Annotated in this window: 20 protein-coding genes; 9 read left to right on the forward strand and 11 right to left on the reverse strand. The window is 63.7% G+C overall.

What is annotated here, in order from left to right:
- Positions 1–7: 7 nt before the first annotated feature.
- Both hpt and ACT6VE_RS15805 read right to left on the reverse strand, forming a co-directional pair.
- Entirely contained in the window at positions 8–553 is a 546-nt protein-coding gene (gene hpt, locus ACT6VE_RS15800; protein ID WP_444799499.1) for a hypoxanthine phosphoribosyltransferase, read from the reverse strand.
- A 99-nt stretch (positions 554–652) separates the two neighbouring features.
- Positions 653–1,327, reverse strand: coding sequence for a hypothetical protein (locus ACT6VE_RS15805; RefSeq protein ID WP_444799500.1), 675 nt, complete (start codon positions 1,325–1,327; stop codon positions 653–655).
- Between the two features lie 199 nt (positions 1,328–1,526).
- Here ACT6VE_RS15805 and ftsE point away from each other — a divergent pair, with 199 nt between their 5' ends.
- From ftsE to ACT6VE_RS15825, 4 genes are all read left to right on the forward strand, one after another.
- Entirely contained in the window at positions 1,527–2,189 is a 663-nt protein-coding gene (gene ftsE, locus ACT6VE_RS15810; protein WP_083242940.1) for a cell division ATP-binding protein FtsE, read from the forward strand.
- A complete protein-coding gene (locus ACT6VE_RS15815) occupies positions 2,182–3,189 on the forward strand; it encodes a cell division protein FtsX (protein ID WP_444799501.1) in 1,008 nt (335 codons plus the stop codon). Before ftsE ends, ACT6VE_RS15815 begins: the two co-directional genes overlap by 8 nt.
- An 84-nt stretch (positions 3,190–3,273) precedes the next feature.
- Positions 3,274–3,990, forward strand: a complete 717-nt coding sequence (locus ACT6VE_RS15820) for a YdcF family protein (RefSeq protein WP_444799502.1) — start codon at positions 3,274–3,276, stop codon at positions 3,988–3,990.
- Positions 3,991–4,067: 77 nt separating this feature from the next.
- Positions 4,068–4,856: a lysophospholipid acyltransferase family protein gene (locus ACT6VE_RS15825; RefSeq protein WP_444799503.1), complete on the forward strand. Its 789-nt coding sequence runs from the start codon at positions 4,068–4,070 to the stop codon at positions 4,854–4,856.
- On the opposite strand, the gene ACT6VE_RS15830 is transcribed toward ACT6VE_RS15825, so the two are convergent.
- Entirely contained in the window at positions 4,857–5,408 is a 552-nt protein-coding gene (locus ACT6VE_RS15830) for a gamma-glutamylcyclotransferase (protein WP_444799504.1), read from the reverse strand.
- Positions 5,409–5,590: 182 nt separating this feature from the next.
- Here ACT6VE_RS15830 and ACT6VE_RS15835 point away from each other — a divergent pair, with 182 nt between their 5' ends.
- A complete protein-coding gene (locus tag ACT6VE_RS15835; RefSeq protein ID WP_444799505.1) occupies positions 5,591–6,598 on the forward strand; it encodes a DUF2125 domain-containing protein in 1,008 nt (335 codons plus the stop codon).
- A gap of 2 nt (positions 6,599–6,600) precedes the next feature.
- Here ACT6VE_RS15835 and ACT6VE_RS15840 read toward each other — a convergent pair whose 3' ends face one another.
- Both ACT6VE_RS15840 and ACT6VE_RS15845 read right to left on the reverse strand, forming a co-directional pair.
- Positions 6,601–7,530: a prephenate/arogenate dehydrogenase family protein gene (locus ACT6VE_RS15840; RefSeq protein ID WP_444799506.1), complete on the reverse strand. Its 930-nt coding sequence runs from the start codon at positions 7,528–7,530 to the stop codon at positions 6,601–6,603.
- Positions 7,531–7,591: 61 nt separating this feature from the next.
- On the reverse strand, positions 7,592–8,341 hold the full coding sequence (locus ACT6VE_RS15845) for a class I SAM-dependent methyltransferase (protein ID WP_444799507.1): 750 nt from the start codon (positions 8,339–8,341) through the stop codon (positions 7,592–7,594).
- 91 nt (positions 8,342–8,432) lie between these two features.
- Here ACT6VE_RS15845 and gloB point away from each other — a divergent pair, with 91 nt between their 5' ends.
- Entirely contained in the window at positions 8,433–9,203 is a 771-nt protein-coding gene (gene gloB / locus ACT6VE_RS15850; RefSeq protein WP_444799508.1) for a hydroxyacylglutathione hydrolase, read from the forward strand.
- Positions 9,203–9,625: a cupin domain-containing protein gene (locus ACT6VE_RS15855; protein ID WP_444799509.1), complete on the forward strand. Its 423-nt coding sequence runs from the start codon at positions 9,203–9,205 to the stop codon at positions 9,623–9,625. The genes gloB and ACT6VE_RS15855 overlap by 1 nt, the downstream gene beginning before the upstream one ends.
- Position 9,626: 1 nt before the next feature.
- Here the strand turns inward: ACT6VE_RS15855 and yddG are convergent, their stop codons facing one another.
- Entirely contained in the window at positions 9,627–10,505 is an 879-nt protein-coding gene (yddG, locus tag ACT6VE_RS15860; RefSeq protein WP_444799510.1) for an aromatic amino acid exporter YddG, read from the reverse strand.
- Positions 10,506–10,541: 36 nt separating this feature from the next.
- Entirely contained in the window at positions 10,542–11,318 is a 777-nt protein-coding gene (locus ACT6VE_RS15865; RefSeq protein WP_444799511.1) for a DUF3108 domain-containing protein, read from the reverse strand.
- A gap of 257 nt (positions 11,319–11,575) precedes the next feature.
- On the opposite strand from ACT6VE_RS15865, the gene rpmB reads away from it, so the two are divergent.
- Positions 11,576–11,878 carry a 50S ribosomal protein L28 gene (gene rpmB, locus ACT6VE_RS15870; protein WP_444799512.1) on the forward strand — a complete coding sequence of 101 codons (303 nt, stop codon included), beginning with the start codon at positions 11,576–11,578 and terminating at the stop codon, positions 11,876–11,878.
- A gap of 171 nt (positions 11,879–12,049) precedes the next feature.
- A complete protein-coding gene (locus ACT6VE_RS15875) occupies positions 12,050–12,688 on the forward strand; it encodes a VUT family protein (protein ID WP_444799513.1) in 639 nt (212 codons plus the stop codon).
- A 137-nt stretch (positions 12,689–12,825) separates the two neighbouring features.
- On the opposite strand, the gene ACT6VE_RS15880 is transcribed toward ACT6VE_RS15875, so the two are convergent.
- The 4 genes from ACT6VE_RS15880 to ACT6VE_RS15895 form a co-directional block, all read right to left on the reverse strand.
- Positions 12,826–13,827 (reverse strand): esterase-like activity of phytase family protein, encoded by a 1,002-nt coding sequence (locus ACT6VE_RS15880; protein ID WP_444799514.1) that lies wholly within the window; start codon positions 13,825–13,827, stop codon positions 12,826–12,828.
- Positions 13,828–13,858: 31 nt separating this feature from the next.
- The gene (cobT, locus tag ACT6VE_RS15885) at positions 13,859–15,760 is read right to left on the reverse strand and encodes a cobaltochelatase subunit CobT (RefSeq protein ID WP_444799515.1); all 1,902 of its coding nucleotides are present in this window, start codon (positions 15,758–15,760) and stop codon (positions 13,859–13,861) included.
- 18 nt (positions 15,761–15,778) lie between these two features.
- Positions 15,779–16,777, reverse strand: a complete 999-nt coding sequence (cobS, locus tag ACT6VE_RS15890; protein ID WP_444799516.1) for a cobaltochelatase subunit CobS — start codon at positions 16,775–16,777, stop codon at positions 15,779–15,781.
- Between the two features lie 123 nt (positions 16,778–16,900).
- A complete protein-coding gene (locus tag ACT6VE_RS15895; protein WP_444799517.1) occupies positions 16,901–17,524 on the reverse strand; it encodes a J domain-containing protein in 624 nt (207 codons plus the stop codon).
- Between the last annotated feature and the right edge of the window lie 94 nt (positions 17,525–17,618).

A 17,618-nucleotide genomic window follows, 5' to 3' on the forward strand; every position in this document is an offset into this window, starting at 1 on the left:
GAATTGCTCAGTCCGCGTCGCCCGTCACGATGCCGACGAAGGGCAGTTCGCGGAAGGCGTAGGCCACGTCCATACCGTAGCCGACGACGAAATAATCCGGGCATTCGAAGCCGACATAATCGGCTTCCAGATCGGTCTTGCGCTTCTCGCGCTTGTCGAGCAGCACGGCGATGGTGACGTTGCGGGCGCCACGCTCGTACATCAGTTCCTTGGCGAAGGTGAGCGTGCGGCCGGATTCGAGAATATCGTCGATCAGCAGAATATCGCGACCATGCACGTCGCTGTCGATGTCCTTGATGACCTTCACGCCCTGCGACACGGTGCCCGTGCCATAGCTTGAGAGCGTGATGAACTCGACTTCCGGCGCGAGGCCTACGGCATGCAATGCACGCGTCAGGTCGGCGGCGAAGATGAACGAGCCCTTGAGGACGGCGATGACGAGCAGATCGTTCGTCGGGCCGCTTGCGATCTGGGCTGCCAGCTCTTCGTTGCGCTTGGCGATCTGCCCGGCATCGTAGAGCGTTTCGATCTTCTTTCCGCGAACAATATGCATTGCGAGGCGGCTCCTTAGTAACGTCAAGGCAATTCCAGCAAAGCGCGAAACGGTTTTGCGCCGGGAATTGCGGAGAAACAAAGCAGCCGATTAGCACAGTCAGTTGGCCGGTGCACCCTCGCCGGCCAGGGAAACCGAGACTTTCGGCACTTTTCCGCCGCCATGCGGAATGCGGAGCGTGAAGTGTTCGCTGCCGCCGGCCGCAATTGATTCGCTGTCGAGGGCGACGCGGCGCTGGTGCGACGTGCCGGCAGTGTCGAAGAGGATGTCCAGCGGCGGGACGGACTGGACGCCGCTGCTGACATTGTCGATCCGTCCATAGACGGAAAGCACCTTCATGCCGTTCTGGTCCTCGACCGTTGCCACGACGTCGGCAACACGAAGGGGCGTGGTCGGCTCGGCCGTCGGCAAGGCTGCCTTCAGCGCCGAGAGACCGCCGGCATAGGCGAAGACAAAGATGACGCTTGCCGTGACGAGGCCGGCAAAGGCGCGGCCGGAGAGAAGCTGCAAGCCGGCCTCGCAGAGCCGCGCGCTCGCCGCGGCGGCGCGGACGAAGAGATGCTTTGACGCGGCGCGGGACGGTGTCGGACGAACTGCGCGATGATTGTCGTTGGAGGTTCGCGCGCTGCCGCTGCGAATGACGACGAAATCGGCATCGACCACTTCCAGGCGGGCGACGGGACGTTGACCGTGCTTCTGGGCGGGTGCCTTGGGTTCCGGCGGCAGGAGGTCAATGCGGCCTTGTGCCGGTTTCTTCGCTCTGAAGGCGTTCATCGTGAACTCCTCGCTTGGCCGGTTTCCGCGCAAAATCATCCGCGAAAAGTCGGGCATTGAATGAAATCCTTACGAAACGTAAACCATACTGGTTAATGCTTCGGAAACCCGACCGTGAAAGAGCCGCTTTCCTATGCGATCTCCGCTACGGTGCCGCTGATGCGGGCGAGGGTGACCGTTTTTAGAACCGGATTGGCCATTGATTCATTTCGAGAATGTCGGACTGCGCTACGGAATGGGGCCGGAGATCCTCCGCGACCTGACCTTCGATATTCCGCACCGCTCCTTCCAGTTCCTGACGGGACCGTCCGGTGCCGGCAAGACGACGCTGCTGCGCCTGCTGTTCCTGTCGTTGCAGCCGACGCGCGGCATCATCCGCACCTTCGACCGGGAAATCTCGACCATCCCGCGCGACGAACTGCCGATGCTGCGCCGGCGTATCGGCATCGTCTTCCAGGATTTTCGCCTGCTCGATCATTTGACCACCTATGAGAACGTCGCGCTGCCGTTGCGTGTGCGCGGCAAGGACGAATCGAGCTATCGCGCCGATGTGCTCGAACTGCTGAAATGGGTTGGTCTCGGCGAGCGAATCAACGTGCTGCCGGCGGTGCTGTCGGGCGGGGAAAAGCAACGTGCGGCAATCGCGCGCGCGCTCATCGACCGGCCGGAACTGCTGCTCGCCGACGAGCCGACGGGCAATGTCGATCCGCCGATGGCGCGTCGCCTGCTCAGCCTTTTCCTCGAACTGAACCGGCTTGGCACGGCGGTTGTGATTGCCACACATGATCTGTCGCTGATGGATCAGGTGGACCAGGCGCGGCGCATGATCCTCTCGCAGGGACGGCTCGATATCTATGACTGACGCCCCGAACGACACTGCGGAGGATGCTCAGCCGGCCCGCCGGCTGGAAATGCGCGTGCGCCCGACCGCCCCCATCGTGCCGCCATCGAATGTCTCCGGCAATGCGCTGATGCTTGTCATCGCCATCATGGCCTTTCTGGCCTGCCTCACCTTCGGCGCTGTCAACATGGTGCGTTCGACGGCATCGAGCTGGCAGAGCCAGATTTCCCGCGAGATCACCATCCAGATCAAGCCGGACGATGCGCTCGACATGGAGCAGGCGCTGAAGGATGCACGCGATTTGGCGCTCACCTTCTCCGGCACGCGCGACGGCACCATCGTCGACAAGGCGGCGACCGCCCGCCTGCTGGAGCCGTGGCTCGGCGAAGGGCTGAATATCGACGAACTGCCGGTGCCGCGCCTCGTCATCGTCACCATCGACGAGACGAGCCCGCCGGATTTCGCGGCGATGCGCACGGCGCTGGCGCAAAAGATCCCGACGGCCTCCCTCGATGACCACCGCACCTGGGTGGATCGCCTTGTCGCCATGGCGCGCACGACGGCCTTCATCGGCATGGGCGTGCTGGTGCTCGTCTTCTCCGCCATGGTGCTGACGGTGGTTTTTGCGACGCGCGGTGCACTTTCCGGTAACCGGCACATTGTCGAGGTGCTGCATTTCGTCGGCGCCGAGGCGAGTTTCGTCGCGTCCGAGTTCCAGAAGCATTTTTTGAAGATCAGCCTCAAGGGCTCGTTTGCCGGCGGTTTTCTGGCAGCGTTGTTCTTCGCGATCGCGGGCTTCTGGCAGGGGCGCTCGATCGCAACCCCCCAGAGCGACCAGGCGACCGCTCTCTTCGGCACGTTTTCGATGGGGCTCACCGGTTATCTCGGCATTGCCGGGACGATTGCCGTTATCGCCCTGCTGACGACGCTGACGGCCCGCTTCACGGTGATGCGGACCATCCACGAAATCGACCTCATCCGCTCCGACCCGTCGCGAACGGACCAACTGCCGGATACGTGACGCGGAAAAAATGATGCAAGAGGGGCAGACCATCGCCGCGAAACGGACTAGCCGCTGCCGCAATCGGATTCTATGGACGGAATCATGAACGCGTTGGAACGGGCAAAACCGGATCTGCCTCAGGGCGTCCGGCCGGAAGGGGAGGGGCGGCGCCGACGCAAAGGCCCCGTCCGGCTGGCCGTGCGCGTCGTTCTGGCCCTCATCCTGATTGTGGCCATAGCAGGGGCCGGCGGTTTCCTCTATTTCGCCGAAACCGTGGCCTCGATGGAAGCGCCGCAGGACCCGAAGGCCGATGCGATCGTCGTTCTGACCGGCGGCTATCAGCGCATCGACAGCGCGATCGGCCTGCTCAAGCAGGGTGCCGGCCAGCGGCTGCTGATTTCCGGCGTGAACCCCACGACGAGTGGCACGCAGATCCGCAAGCTCACGCAGAGTTCGTCGGCGCTCTTCGAATGCTGCGTCGACATGGGATACGAGGCGGTGGACACGATCGGCAATGCCAACGAGACGGCGCGCTGGATCAGTGATCACCAGTTCCGCCGGGTGCTCGTCGTCACCAACAATTATCACATGCCGCGCAGCCTGTTGGAACTGAGGGTCAGCGACCCGCAGACGGAATTCATCGCCTATCCGGTCGTCAATTCGGACCTCAGGAACGGCAACTGGCTTCGCCAGCCCGGCGTGGTGAAGGCGATGCTGTCGGAATATCTCAAGTATAGCCTGGCGCGTATCCGGGCGATCATCGGCGCGCGAAGCTGGTCCGGCCTTCGCGGCGACATGTCGGGTCTTTCCGGCAGCTGAGATCGCCGCAACGGGAGTTTCCCCGCTCCGGAATATCGTGTAGGTCGAGAGGACGTGTTCCGCTCACAGGCTGCCCGATGATCGTTTTCCGTTCCGTGCTTTTCAATGCCGTCTTCTACCTGAACCTCATCGGACAGATGATCATCATGACGCCGGCCTATTTCCTGCTGCCACGCAAGAAGGCCTATAGCGTTGCGAAGAACTGGGCGAGGAGCAACCACTGGCTTCTCGCCAAGATCGTCGGGACGACCTTCGAGGTCGAGGGCCTGGAGAACGCCCCGCAAGGCAGCTACATCGTCGCGCCGAAACATCAGTCCTTCTGGGACGCCTATGCATTGCTCCCCTGGTTCGACGATCCGCTTTATATCTTGAAGCGTGAACTTACCTGGATCCCGCTGTTTGGCTGGTACCTGAAGAAGCAGCGCATGGTGCCGGTCAACCGCAATGCGCGCGGCAAGGTGATGGCTGCCGTCATGCAGCAAACCAAGGCGGAGATGAAGTCTGGCCGCCAGCTCATCATCTATCCGGAAGGCACCCGCCGCCCGCCGGGCGCACCGGCTGAATACAAATATGGCATCGCTCGCCTTTACCGCGATCTGGGGGTGCCGGTCCTGCCTGTCGTCATGCATCCGGGCCTGTTCTGGCCGCGGCGCAAGTTCATCCGCCATCCCGGTCATTTCAAGGTACGCATCCTGCCGCCGATCGAGCCCGGCATGGATCCCGATGCCTTCCTAGCCCATCTCATCGAGGTGATGGAAACGGCAAGCGACCAGTTGCTGATCGAAACGGTGGCGGCGAACCCGAAGCTGCCTCTGCCGCCGACCGCCGTGCAGCGCCTGGCGGAGCTGAAGGCGCATGCCGCCTGATCAGGCGGGCGTAGCGATGTAGAGGTTTTCCGCGGCGCGGCCGACATCTTCCAGCCAGTGATCGCGGATGCCCATCTCGCGCAGATGGATGAGCGTGTTGCGCACGTAATCCATGTTGTGGCCGGATTTCCCGATCGAGGCGCTGACGGTCCGTGCTGCCTCTTCGACCGTGAGCGAGCCGGCAAATTGCTGGTGCGCCCGGTCGCAGATATAGACGAGCGTCGTGATACGGCGCCCGTCGCCGAGTGCCGCGGAGAGCGTGCGCTCCTTGTAGACATGGGTGACCAGTTCCCGCTCGCGCAGATAGTCGACCACGGCTTCATAGTTTTGAGGCGCGATGCGGAAGGCGACACCGCGGCAGGAGCCACCGCGATCGAGGCCGAGCACGAGCCCCGGCTTTTCTTCCGTGCCGCGATGCACCCAGGAGCGCACGCAGAGCGCGCGGCGGAAGCCGAAGAGGTGCGCCGGCTGCTGTTCCTCGAACTCGAAGCCCGGATTCCACATCAGCGATCCGTAGCCAAAAACCCAGAATTCGTTCATATCCACCGTCACCTGGACCATTTCCAGAGCACTTCCGCGTTTCTCCGAACCGAGAAAGCGCTCTATCCCTTGTTTGTCGTAGCTGCGAACGCAAAACCGCTTCGCACTTTTGCTGCACATACTCTAAAAGCCGCCGCAATTGCCGGCTTTGACGCCGTATCGGCAAATTCTGTCCGTCACCATTGGAGAACAACATGGCATCGTCAAGCCACGCCGAGACATCCGGCGTCACGCGCAAACTCGTCCGGCTCGCCATTGCCGTCGTTCTCTTCATCGCGCTCTATACGGGTGCATGGTTCTATGCCGCAAGCTGGTTGAAGGACACGCTCAATCAGCAGCTTGCCGCATCCGCGCAGGGCATGCATTCCGTTTCCTGCAGCAACCTATCCGTCCGCGGTTTTCCGTTCCGCATCGGCCTCTTTTGCGACTCGGCCGGTGCCGATGATCGCCCCTCTGGCCTGTCGGCGACCGTTGGAGCGATTCGCTCTGCCGCGCAGGTCTACCGGCCGGGTCATGGGGTCATCGAGATTGACGGGCCGGCGCAGGTGCGCGTCACACCCGATCTCGTCTTCGACGTCGACTGGGACCTGCTGCGCGCCAGCGCCACCGCCTGGACGAATGGCCTCGACCGGGCGTCGATCACCTATGACGGGTTAAAGGGCCGGCTTAATGTGCCGTCGGAAGCCTTATCGATCGGCATTGCCGCGGCGCATGGCGAGAAGCATATCCGCCAGTCCGGGGAAGCGCTCGACATTGCCGCCTCGTTCGAAGCGCTCTCGCTTGACCTTGGTGATCGGGTGCTGCCGCCGCTCGATGTCACCGCCGACCTGACGATTGCGGATGCGGCTAGATGGATCTCCGTCGAAGGCCCGCCGGCCGACGTGCCGCTCGGGGCAAGCGTCGAGCTGCGCCGCCTGTCGCTCGATCTCGGCGACGGTAATGTCGCGACGCTGTCCGGTCCCCTCAATGTGGGGGATGACGGTTATGTCTCCGGCACGCTCGATCTCGACATTGCCGGCATCACGGTCTGGCGCGACCGGATTTCCGAGGCGTTTCCAGAGGTCGCGGAGACAGCCAATCAGGTTGCGCAGGTCATTCAGGGCCTGTCGACGGGCGGTGACCGGGCCGTGGTGAAGCTGAATGTACAGGAAGGAACCGTCTATCTCGGTCTCTTCCCGATCGCCTTCATCCCACCGTTCTGAGCCTAATCTTTCTTGTCGGCGGAGGGGCGGCCGAAGTTCGGCGCGGCGGTATCCTGGCCGGCATCGATGATCGAGCGGCGGATGGCGCGGGTGCGGGTGAAGAGATCAAACAGCTTTTCACCATCGCCCCAGCGGATGGCGCGCTGGAGATAGGCGAGGTCCTCGGAAAAGCGCGCCAGCATTTCCAGGATGGCATCCTTGTTGTGCAGGCAGACGTCGCGCCACATGGTCGGGTCGGAGGCGGCAAGGCGCGTGAAATCGCGGAAACCCGAGGCGGAATATTTGATGACTTCCGATTCCGTCACCGTCTCCAGGTCATCGGCCGTGCCGACGATGTTGTAGGCGATGATGTGCGGCAGGTGGGAGACGATGGCGAGCACCTTGTCATGGTGTTCCGTGTCCATCTCGTCGACCTTCGAGCCGAGCGCTTCCCAGAAGGCGGCGAGCTTGCGCTTGGCTTCCTTGTCGGTGCCGTGCACCGGGGTGAGGATGCACCAGCGGCCCTGGAAGAGTTCGGCAAAGCCGGCGTCGGGGCCTGAATGCTCCGTTCCCGCCAGCGGGTGGCCGGGGATGAAATGCACGTTTTTCGGCATGTGGGGCAGCATCTGTGCCACGACGGACGCCTTGGTTGAGCCGACATCGGTGACGATGGCGCCGGGCTTTAGATGCGGAGCGATCTCCTCCGCCACCTTGCCAGAGGCGCCGACGGGCACCGAGACGATGACGAGGTCTGCCCCTTCGACCGCCGTGCCGGCGTCGTGCACGTAGTCGGTGCCGAGGTCCAGTTCGCGGGCGCGGTCGAGCGTCTCCTGGCTGCGGCTGGAAATGGTGACGTTTTTGGCGAGGCCTTTTGCCTGGACCGCACGGGCGATGGAGGAGCCGATGAGGCCGATGCCGATCAGCGCGATCTTATCGAAATGTCCGTCCGTCATGCCGTCACCCCTTTTAACGTCCGGCCCGCTCTAGCTGCCGGACTGCCTTTTGTCGAGAGGATCAGCGCGGTGCGCGGTCGCGTGTGGTCGGCACGCCCTGTGGTGCCAGCACGGGCACAAAGACACGGCGGGAGGCGCGGGCGGCGACAGGCAGGCCCTGATAGAGCCGCTTCTGCGCCTCCACGATGATGACGCCGGAAAACATCGGCCAGAGCATGCGCCCCAGCCGCTCGAAGGCGCCGCGCAGCTTCTGTACACTGCGCAGTTTCGAGGGCGGGAAGAACAGCGCCTCCGCACTGGCACCGGGCGTGAAATTGGTCTCGCGCAGCAGTGCGGTCAGCTGGCCTCGGGAATAGGGTCGGCCGGAGCCGAAGGGCGTGTGCTCCATGCGCGCCCAGACACCGCGCCGGTTCGGCACGACGATGACGAGGCGCCCGCCTGGTGCCAGAACGCGCCAGAGTTCCTTCATCGTCTCGCGCGGATTTTCGGCGAATTCCAGTGAGTGGACCATCAGCACGCGGTCGACGGCGGCATCCGGCAGTGGCAGTTCCTCGTCGAAGACCAGCGCCGTCGAGGACAACTCGCTCGGCGGCCAGTTCACCGCGCCCTGGCCGGCCGGCATGAAGGCGAAGGTCCGTTCGGTGTCCGCGCGAAACCGCTCGAGATACGGTACGGCGTAACCCAGCCCGACCAGTCGTTCGTCTGGCAGGCGCGCCCAGAGCGAGGCGAGCGCCATGGCGATCGAATGATCGGCGAGGCGGCCAAGCGGCGAGTGGTAGAATTCGCGGAGGTCGACGATATCGGCATGCATGGTTTGAATGTGAGCGATGCGCCGGTGGACTTCAAGGCCGATTACCTTACATTCCGGCCGACCGCCCGACTGATGTGACGAGGAACACGCCATGACCCCGCTGGAAATCGACCTCTTTTCCTGCCGCAGCGACAATTTCGGCGTGTTGCTGCACGATCCTGTAACAGGCGCGACGGCGAGCATCGATGCGCCGGAAGAGCGGCCGATCCGCGACGCGCTTGCGCGCCGCGGCTGGACGCTCAGCCATGTTTTCACGACGCATCACCACAACGACCATGTCGAAGCAAACCTTGTGCTGAAGGCGCGCTTTGGCGCCACGATCATCGGGCCGGCGCGCGAGGCACCGCGCATTCCGGGCATCGACCAGACGATGGATGGCGGTGACAGTTTCGAATTCGCCGGGCGCCGGGTCGATGTCATCCTGACGCCCGGCCACACGCTGGGGCATATCTGCTTCCACCTGCCGGACGACAAGCTGCTGTTCGCCGCCGATACGCTTTTTGCACTCGGCTGCGGTCGATTGTTCGAGGGCACGCCCGCGCAGATGTGGGAATCGCTATCGAAACTTGCCGCGCTGCCGGATGAAACCACCGTCTATTTCGGCCACGAATACACGCTCTCGAATGCCCGGTTTGCCAAGACCATCGATCCGGACAATACCGCGCTTTTGACGCGCGTCGCTGAGATCGAGGCGTTGCGGGCGGCAGACGCCTTCACGGCGCCTACGACCATCGGGCTTGAGAAAGCGACGAACCCGTTCCTGCGTGCCGCCGATCCGGCCATCCGCCGCCATCTCGGCATGGCGGCGGCCAGCGACGCGGAGGTTTTTGCGGAGATCCGGGCACGCAAGGATCGGTTCTGATGACGCCAGCGGAGATCATCGCGACACTCGGCATGGAGCGTCATCCGGAGGGCGGCTGGTATGTGCAGACATTCCGGGATGTCGACGGCGGCGAGCGCGGGCATTCGACGGCGATCTACTATCTGCTGGAGAAGGGCGAGCGCTCGCACTGGCATCGCGTAAGGGATGCCGCGGAGATTTGGCACCATTATGCCGGCGGGTCGCTGGCGTTGTCGCTGAGCGACGGCAAGAGGTCGGCGGACGTGCAGGTGCTGGGACCGGATCTTGCCGCAGGCGAGCGGCCGCAGCTGATCGTGCCGGCCAACTGGTGGCAATCGGCGGAGCCGCTTGGCGATTGGACATTGGTCGGCTGCACAGTCTCGCCCGGCTTCGTCTTCTCGTCCTTCGAGATGGCACCGCCCGGCTGGGCGCCGGGCGTTTAACTCAGGCGGTCGCGGCACGCCGCCGCAAGATCATGTCCTTGGCGGCCAGCACCGCGCCGCTTGTCACCAGCAGGCAGGCGAGGCCGATGCGCCAGGAAGGCTCGGCAAAGCCGCTGAGGATCAGCACCAGTGTCGAGAGTAGCGGTGCGGCATAGCTTGCAGCGCCAAGAATCTGGATGTCGCCGTTCTTGACGCCAAAATCCCAGGCATAGAAGGCAGCACCGACCGGCAGCAGGCCGAGGCCGGCGACGGCGAGCCATTCGAAGTTCGTTTCCGGCCAGACGGTGGTTTCCAGCATCAGGTGGCAGAGGAGCGATAGGATCGCGGTGGCGAGGCAGAAGCCCGTCACCACATCGGTCGAAACCGCATCGAAGCGGCGGGTGGTCAGCGAATACCCCGCCCAGGTGAAGGCGCTGAGAAAGGCCGCGCCATAACCGAGGAGATAGGCTTCGTCGAAGGCAAAGCCGTTGCGGCCGACAATGAGCACCGTGCCGCCGAGGCCGAGGAAGGCGCCAACGACGTGGTTCCACCTAAGCCGTTCGCCCGGCAGCAGCGCCGAGCCGACGACGATCAGCAGCGGCCAGAGATAGGCGACGAGGCCCGCCTCGACGGCCGGGGCGTTTCTGAGCGCCGTGAAATAGAGGAAGTGATAGCCGAACAGGCCGAGGATGCCGGTGATCCAGACCTTGGCCGGCTGCCTGAGAAGACGCACGCGCTCTGGCCGGGCAGCAAGAACGATAAGGCCGGGCAGGCTGCCGATCATGAAGCAGATGGCGGAAAGCTGGAAGGGCGGCATCTTGCCGGAGGCGGCGGTGAAGAGGGCGAGCAACGACCACATCAGGATCGCCGAAAAACCAATCATGGTTGCGCGCGTCTTCAAGGCCAGTCACTCCCGGTCTGCCGACCGGGGGACGTGTCAACCGCCGAAGCGCGTGGCCGAGACGGTGACAGGGCCGAGCCTGGTCGGAATCTGTACATAGACCGGAGCATATACATTTGCCCCGTCGGCCTTGGCAAACCAGATTTCCATCGTGTTCAGCTTGCGCAGATATTCCACGTCGTCGCGGCCCTTGCGGTAGCCGGATTTCGGCACGAAACGCATGCCGCAGACGACCACCTCGCCCTCGAATCCCTTGGTGGAATAGGGCCTGGTGCCCTTGGAGCTGAGCTTCAGATCAAGGCGCGATTCACCGTCGAAGATCGGCAGCGTCTTCGGGCAGATACGGCTGCCTTCCGGAATGATGAGGCCGGAGATCGGGTCGAGCACGGCGCGCATGTCGGCGTTGGAGACGGGAACCCAGTTCTTCGGCTTGCGACGCGGTGGCACCATGCTGGCGGTGATGACGTTGCCATTGCGGAAGGTTACGTCGATCGCGCGGCTGCGTTTGCCGCTCTTGTAGTTCACGGAATAGCTGGTTGCGTGCAGCCGGCCGCGGCTGACGATGCCGGAAACCGATGTCGTGCCCTTGGTGCTGGAAAAGATATCGGCAAGGCCCGCCGATTGCATGCTGCCGGAAATCGTATAGCGGTCACCGTTGAACGCCGAGCGGAAGGTCGCGGTGGCGACCGGCAGGCCGGAGAGGCGGATGCTGTAGTCCGTGCGATGCTCGATTTCGGCCGACGAAAGCGGCGCCGCGCTGCCCGCAAGGGCAAGCGACATCAAAGCGCCTGTAATCCAACCCCGCCCGTTCATCTGCACTGCTCCCATAGACACGCTCCGCCTAGCCCGTCATTGCGGCGATTCTGCGCCGCGGCACATTCCCGATCTGCTTGCTATTGCCTGCAAATCATGGCTTTTGGCAACTGAATTCAAGGTGAACGGCAGGTTTGGCTTGACGTCGCCGTTGCGTGTGACTATAGAACCGCAACTTCTCAAAAAGGCCAGATGGACTACGGCCGGTTTCGGTGCCGGAAACGTATTGTCCAGAACCAAGAAAAAATAGGTGTACCATGTCCCGTAGTTGCGAATTGACCGGCAAGGGCGTCCAGTCGGGCAACAATGTGAGCCACGCAAACAACAAGACGAAGCGCAAGTTCCTGCCGAACCTGTGCAATGTCACGCTGATTTCCGATGCCCTCGGCCAGCGTTACCGTCTTCGCGTTTCTGCTGCGGCCCTGCGCTCGGTCGAGCACCGCGGTGGCCTCGATGCCTTCCTGCTGAAGGCCAGCGAGACCGAACTGTCGATGCGCGCTCGTCTGCTGCGCCGCCAGATCGCCAAGAAGACCGCTGCTGCCGCTGTCGTTGCTGCCTGATTTCAGGCGCTAAGCTCAAGCGTTTTCATTGAGGCTTGACCGGTTTCCGGGCAGGCCTCAATGCTTTGCGTTCTGCTTTTGTTTCTCCGCAATTCCGGACGGAAAACCGCCTCACACTTTTCCCGGAATTGCTTCCGTTCTCCAGCTGGTGGCATCACCCAGGGTAAAAAAATGCTAGCGAACCGTATTACGTTTTTCTATGTTCTCCTGATGACGGCTGTCGTCGTCGCCTCGAACGTGCTGGTGCAATACCCGCTTTCGGGCACGCTGCTGGGCATCAATCTCGGCGACCTCCTGACCTATGGTGCCTTCACCTATCCGGTCGCCTTCCTCATCACAGACCTCACCAACCGCCAGTTCGGCCCGCGCATTGCGCGCCGTGTCGTCGTGGCCGGTTTCCTGGTCGCCGTGGTCTTTTCCTTTGCCGTCGCCTCGCCGCGCATCGCGATCGCCTCCGGCTCGGCGTTCCTGCTCGGCCAGCTGCTCGACATCTCGGTCTTCAACCAGCTGCGCCGGCAGACCTGGTGGCGCGCGCCGCTGATCGCCTCGCTGTTCGGCTCGGCGCTCGACACGGTGATCTTCTTCTCCTTCGCCTTCGCGCCGGCCTTCTCCGCCTTCGGGCCGAACGATGCCTTCGCGATCGAATGGGCGCCGGTGCTGGGTGTTCTCACCGCAGAGGCTCCGCGCTGGATCTCCTGGGCGCTTGGCGACTTCTCCGTGAAGGTGCTGGTGGGCTTCATCATGCTGCTGCCCTATGGCGCGCTGATGAGTAAGCTGAAGCCGATGCCGGGCATCGAAAAGACGGCCTGAGACAGCGGCCCCCTCATCCGGCTGCTGCCACCTTCTCCCCCAGGGGAGAAGGGGAAGAACGCAAACGTCTCGTTTCCCTTCTCCCCAGCGGGGAGAAGGTGGCCCGAAGGGTCGGATGAGGGGGCTTGCGCCGATGCCTACTCTTTAGGAAGCAGGCGGAATTCCAGCATCAGGTTGCGCTGGAGAATCGAGTGGTTGTCGTCGGAGACGACGATGATGCGGATATCGTCGTTCGCCATCACCACCACGTCCAGCCCTTCCATATTGTCGATCTGGTGGCTGAGATCGGCGTCGATCAGCACCTCGCCATCGACCACCGCACCGGGGCGGATCTTCGTGCCGTCGATGCGGCGGATGCGCATGCCGACGCCATCCGACAGCCGGAAGCGGCGTTCCAGCAGCAGCAGGTCGCCGTTCGGCAGGAAGGCGCCGTCGGTAATGTCCCAGGGATCGTTGCGGGTCACGGCGAAGGTGCCGGCCAGCGGGCCGTCGAGCACGGCGGCGAGCACATTGCCGTCGGCATCGAGGCTGCGTTCGGTAACGGTCACCGGCACGGCGCCGAGCGGGCCGGCCGCCGGCGACATGGCCAGCGTCTCCATTCCGCGGTTGCTGCGCAATTCGCGGCGAGGGAAGGGGAGTGGCAACTGGCGCGACGGCTTGGCGTCCAGGAAGCCCGGATCCGGATAGACGTCGATGCGGTGAACCGCCTCGAAACTGACGAGCAGTTCGCCCTTGCCGATCGCCAGACCCTCGGCATCCATCTGGTATTTGACGTTCTCGTCCTGGCCGCCAGCATTGAACATCGAGCGCGTCTTCAGGTCCGCAAGCCCGCTCAGCCGGCCCTCGGCATCGCGTTCGATACGGCCGGTCAACCAATGCCCGGTGTCGAGCACGGCGACGAAGGTTTTCTGGTCGTCGCGAAAGCGGATCGCCGAGACGGCGCCGAGCAGCGGATTGCTCGACGAATAGCTGATACCGCCAAGAAATTCGAGCTTGCCGAAGGTGCGGGTGTCTGAGCCCAGCGCGAACTGCGAGAAGGCGTGGTTGACGACGGGCAGGTCGATGACCTCGGCCGCCACGGGCCGGGCCAACGGCAGAGCGAGTGCTACGGCGAGAGCGACAGCCGGGAGGCTCCACACGAAGCCTCCGTGGCGCCGTTGCAGCGCCGGTTCAGCCCGCACGGCGGCGGCCGGCGGGGCGTCGGCTGGTCGCTTCGTCGGCAAAGAGCGAGGCGAGCTGCTCGGTCATGGCGCCCGCCAGTTCGTCCGCATCGACGATGGTGACGGCGCGGCGATAGTAGCGGGTCACGTCATGGCCGATCCCGATGGCGAGAAGCTCGACCGGCGAGCGTGTTTCGATCTGGTCGATCACGGCGCGCAGGTGCCGTTCCAGATAGTTGCCGGGGTTCACCGAGAGCGTCGAATCATCGACCGGTGCACCGTCCGAGATCATCATCAGGATGCGGCGCTGCTCGGGGCGGGCGAGCAGGCGGTTATGCGCCCAGATCAGTGCCTCGCCGTCGATGTTTTCCTTGAGCAGGCCTTCGCGCATCATCAGGCCGAGATTGCGCCGCGCGCGGCGCCACGGGGCATCGGCGCTCTTGTAGACGATGTGGCGCAGGTCGTTGAGGCGGCCTGGCGATTGCGGCTTGCCGCTGCCGAGCCATTTTTCACGCGACTGGCCGCCCTTCCACGCCTTGGTGGTGAAGCCGAGGATTTCGACCTTCACGCCGCAGCGCTCCAGCGTGCGTGCCAGAATATCGGCGCAGGTGGCGGCGACCGTGATCGGCCGGCCACGCATCGAGCCGGAATTGTCGATCAGCAGCGTCACGACCGTGTCGCGGAAGGTCGTGTCCTTCTCGCGCTTGAAGGAGAGCGGCTGCATCGGGTCGATGATGATGCGTTGCAGGCGGGCGCTGTCGAGGTAGCCCTCTTCGAGGTCGAATTCCCAGGCGCGGTTCTGCTGCGCCATCAGGCGGCGCTGCAGGCGGTTTGCCAGGCGGCCGACTGCCCCCTGGAGATGGGCGAGCTGCTTGTCGAGGAAGGCGCGCAGCCGGTCGAGTTCCGCTTCGTCGCATAGCTCTTCGGCAAGAATCATCTCATCGAACTCTTCCGTGAAGACCGTGTAGTCGACCTTCTCGTTGAAATCGGTGAAGGGATGATTCGGGCGGCGGACTTCGCCGGGCGTTTCCGTGTCGTCGCCGTCATCCTCGACGAGATCGTCGTCGGAGATTTCCGCGCCGTCCATCTCGCCTTCGTCCATCTGCTCGTCGGACGTCTCGTTTTCGTCGGCGGGCGCGGAATCGTCGCCGGCGTCCTCCTGGCTGTCGCTGTCTTCCTGCTCGTCGCTACGCGGCTGGTTCTCGTCCTCGGGTGTTTCTGAATCATCCGGCTCGGTCTCGTCATCGCCGTACTGCTCGGCGACGTTCATCGAGGCGAGCATGTTGCGCACGACGCGGGAGAAGGCCTGCTGGTCGTTGATGGCGGCGGAAAGTCCGGCCATTTCCTTGGCGGCCTTGTCCTCGATGAATTCGCGCCAGAGATCGAGCACCTTGCCGGCGGAGGCCGGCGGGGCCTGGCCCGTCAGCTTTTCGCGCACGATCAGCGCGACGGCCTCTTCGAGCGGTGCATCAGCCTGGCGGGTGATCGCGCCAAAATTGGCCTTGGCGTATTTCTCCGTCAGCATGACGTTGAGGTTCTGCGCCATGCCCTGCATGCGGTTGGAGCCGATGGCTTCCACGCGCGCCTGCTCGACGGCATCGAAGATCGCCCGCGCATCCGCGCCCTGCGGCGACATGGTCGCGTGGATGCGGGCGTCGTGGCAGGCCTTGCGCAGAGCCATGCTGTCGCCGAGGCCGCGGGTGATCGCGACTTCGGTCGGCGAGGGGCGCTTGGTCAGTTCCGGCAAGCGGATGCGCTCGCCGGTCATGCCGGGCCGCTCGTTGGCGAAGGTGACCTCCACCTCCGCATCACCCGAGACGGCGCGCACGCAGCCCGTTACCGCACGGCGGAACGGCTCCATGTCGACCACGCCGCCGGGCCTCGGCTTCGAATTGTCTCCGCGAGCAGCCATGACTTTCCTACCCGACCGTCAGGCCGTCGCCTCAAGCACGATGTTGGCGGCACTTTCCTTCAACTCGACGCCGAAGGCGCGCTGGTACAGTTCGGCGACCAGCGTGCGTTCCAGTTCGTCGCACTTGTTGAGGAAGGTGACGCGGAAGGCGAAGGCGAGATCGCCGAAGATCTCGGCATTTTCACCCCAGGTGATGACCGTACGCGGGCTCATCACGGTCGAAAGATCGCCGTTGATGAAGGCGGCGCGGGTGAGGTCGGCGACGCGCACCATGCGCGAGATCGTGTCGCGGCCGTCCTTGCCGGCGGCCAGGCGCTTCACCTTGGCGGCGACGATGCTGACTTCGTGGTCGTGCGGCAGGTAGTTCAGCGTGGTGACGATCGACCAGCGGTCCATCTGCGCCTGGTTGATCTGCTGCGTGCCGTGGTAGAGGCCCGTCGTATCGCCCAGCCCGACCGTGTTGGCGGTGGCGAACAGGCGGAAGGCGGGGTGCGGGCGGATGACGCGGCTCTGGTCGAGCAGCGTCAGGCGGCCGGCGGATTCCAGCACGCGCTGGATGACGAACATCACGTCCGGGCGGCCGGCGTCGTACTCGTCGAAGACGAGCGCGACATTGTGCTGGTAGGCCCAGGGCAGGATGCCGTCCTTGAATTCGGTAACCTGCAGGCCGTCCTTGACGACGATGGCGTCCTTGCCGACGAGGTCGATACGGCTGACATGGCTGTCGAGGTTGACGCGCACGCAGGGCCAGTTGAGGCGGGCGGCGACCTGCTCGATATGGGTCGACTTGCCCGTGCCGTGATAGCCGGAGACCATGACGCGTCGGTTATGCGCGAAGCCTGCCAGAATGGCGAGGGTGGTTTCCCGGTCAAACAGGTAGTCCGGGTCGAGGTCGGGCACATAGGCGTCCGCCTTGGAATAGGCGGGGACGCGAAGGTCCGTATCAATGCCGAAAACCTCCCGGACGGATACCGTGGTATCGGGGAGGTTGGAAATATCGAGATCCATCTTGCTCATCACGTCTCCGTGGGCCGCCGCCACCCGAGCGTCTGCCCAATATCCTGTTGTGCGCCGACTATGCTCTTCCGTTTGACCGCATTTGTGCGGCGCCGGGCGATTCCGCCCGACTGCAAAAATGCTCTAGCAGAAGCCGGCCTGCTTTAACAATTGATATGCTTGGATGACCGCGCGAAAACGCTCCTCCGAGCCTCTATCTCCGCCATTTGCATCGGGGTGATGCTTTTTGACAAGGGCTTTGTAGGCGGTTTTGATGTCCTGGGCCGTCGCGGTGGCGGCAAGACCAAGCGTGTCGTAGGCCTGCGCCTCCAGTGTTTTCAGCTTTCTGGCGCGCGGTTCCATGCGCGGACCGCGTCCCTTGCCCTGGTCGACGAAGCCGAAGGGATCGCGGATGCGCTGATTTGCCCCGGCTGTTCCGGAGCGCGCCGTGCCCTGTGCCGGGCCGTTCTTGGACGCCTTGTTGACGCCGATCGTCCAGGTCGGGCGGTGGCCGGTGATGGCTTCCTTCTGGTAGCGGGCGATCTCGCCGTCGGAGAGGCCGGAGAAGTAGTTGTAGCCCTTGTTGTATTCCTTGACGTGCGCAAAGCAGAACATGAAATACTGGCCTTCGGCATTGCGGCCGACGGGCGCGCGATGCACGGCGTTCTCCTCGCAGCCATCCCACTGACAGGTCGGCGCGGAGCGTTCGGGACGCTCCACGCGCCGCTTCGTGCGAATGCGGTCGAAGTATTTGGAATCGAGTTTCATGGCCCCATTATGGGGTTCCGGACGGCCTGCAACAAGAATTGACAAAGCGGAATGTTGCTGGCTTTGTGGGACCCTTTTTCTGCGTCGCGGCGCA

This window comes from Shinella sp. (assembly GCF_052438155.1).
In the GTDB taxonomy this organism is placed as follows: Bacteria; Pseudomonadota; Alphaproteobacteria; order Rhizobiales; family Rhizobiaceae; genus Shinella.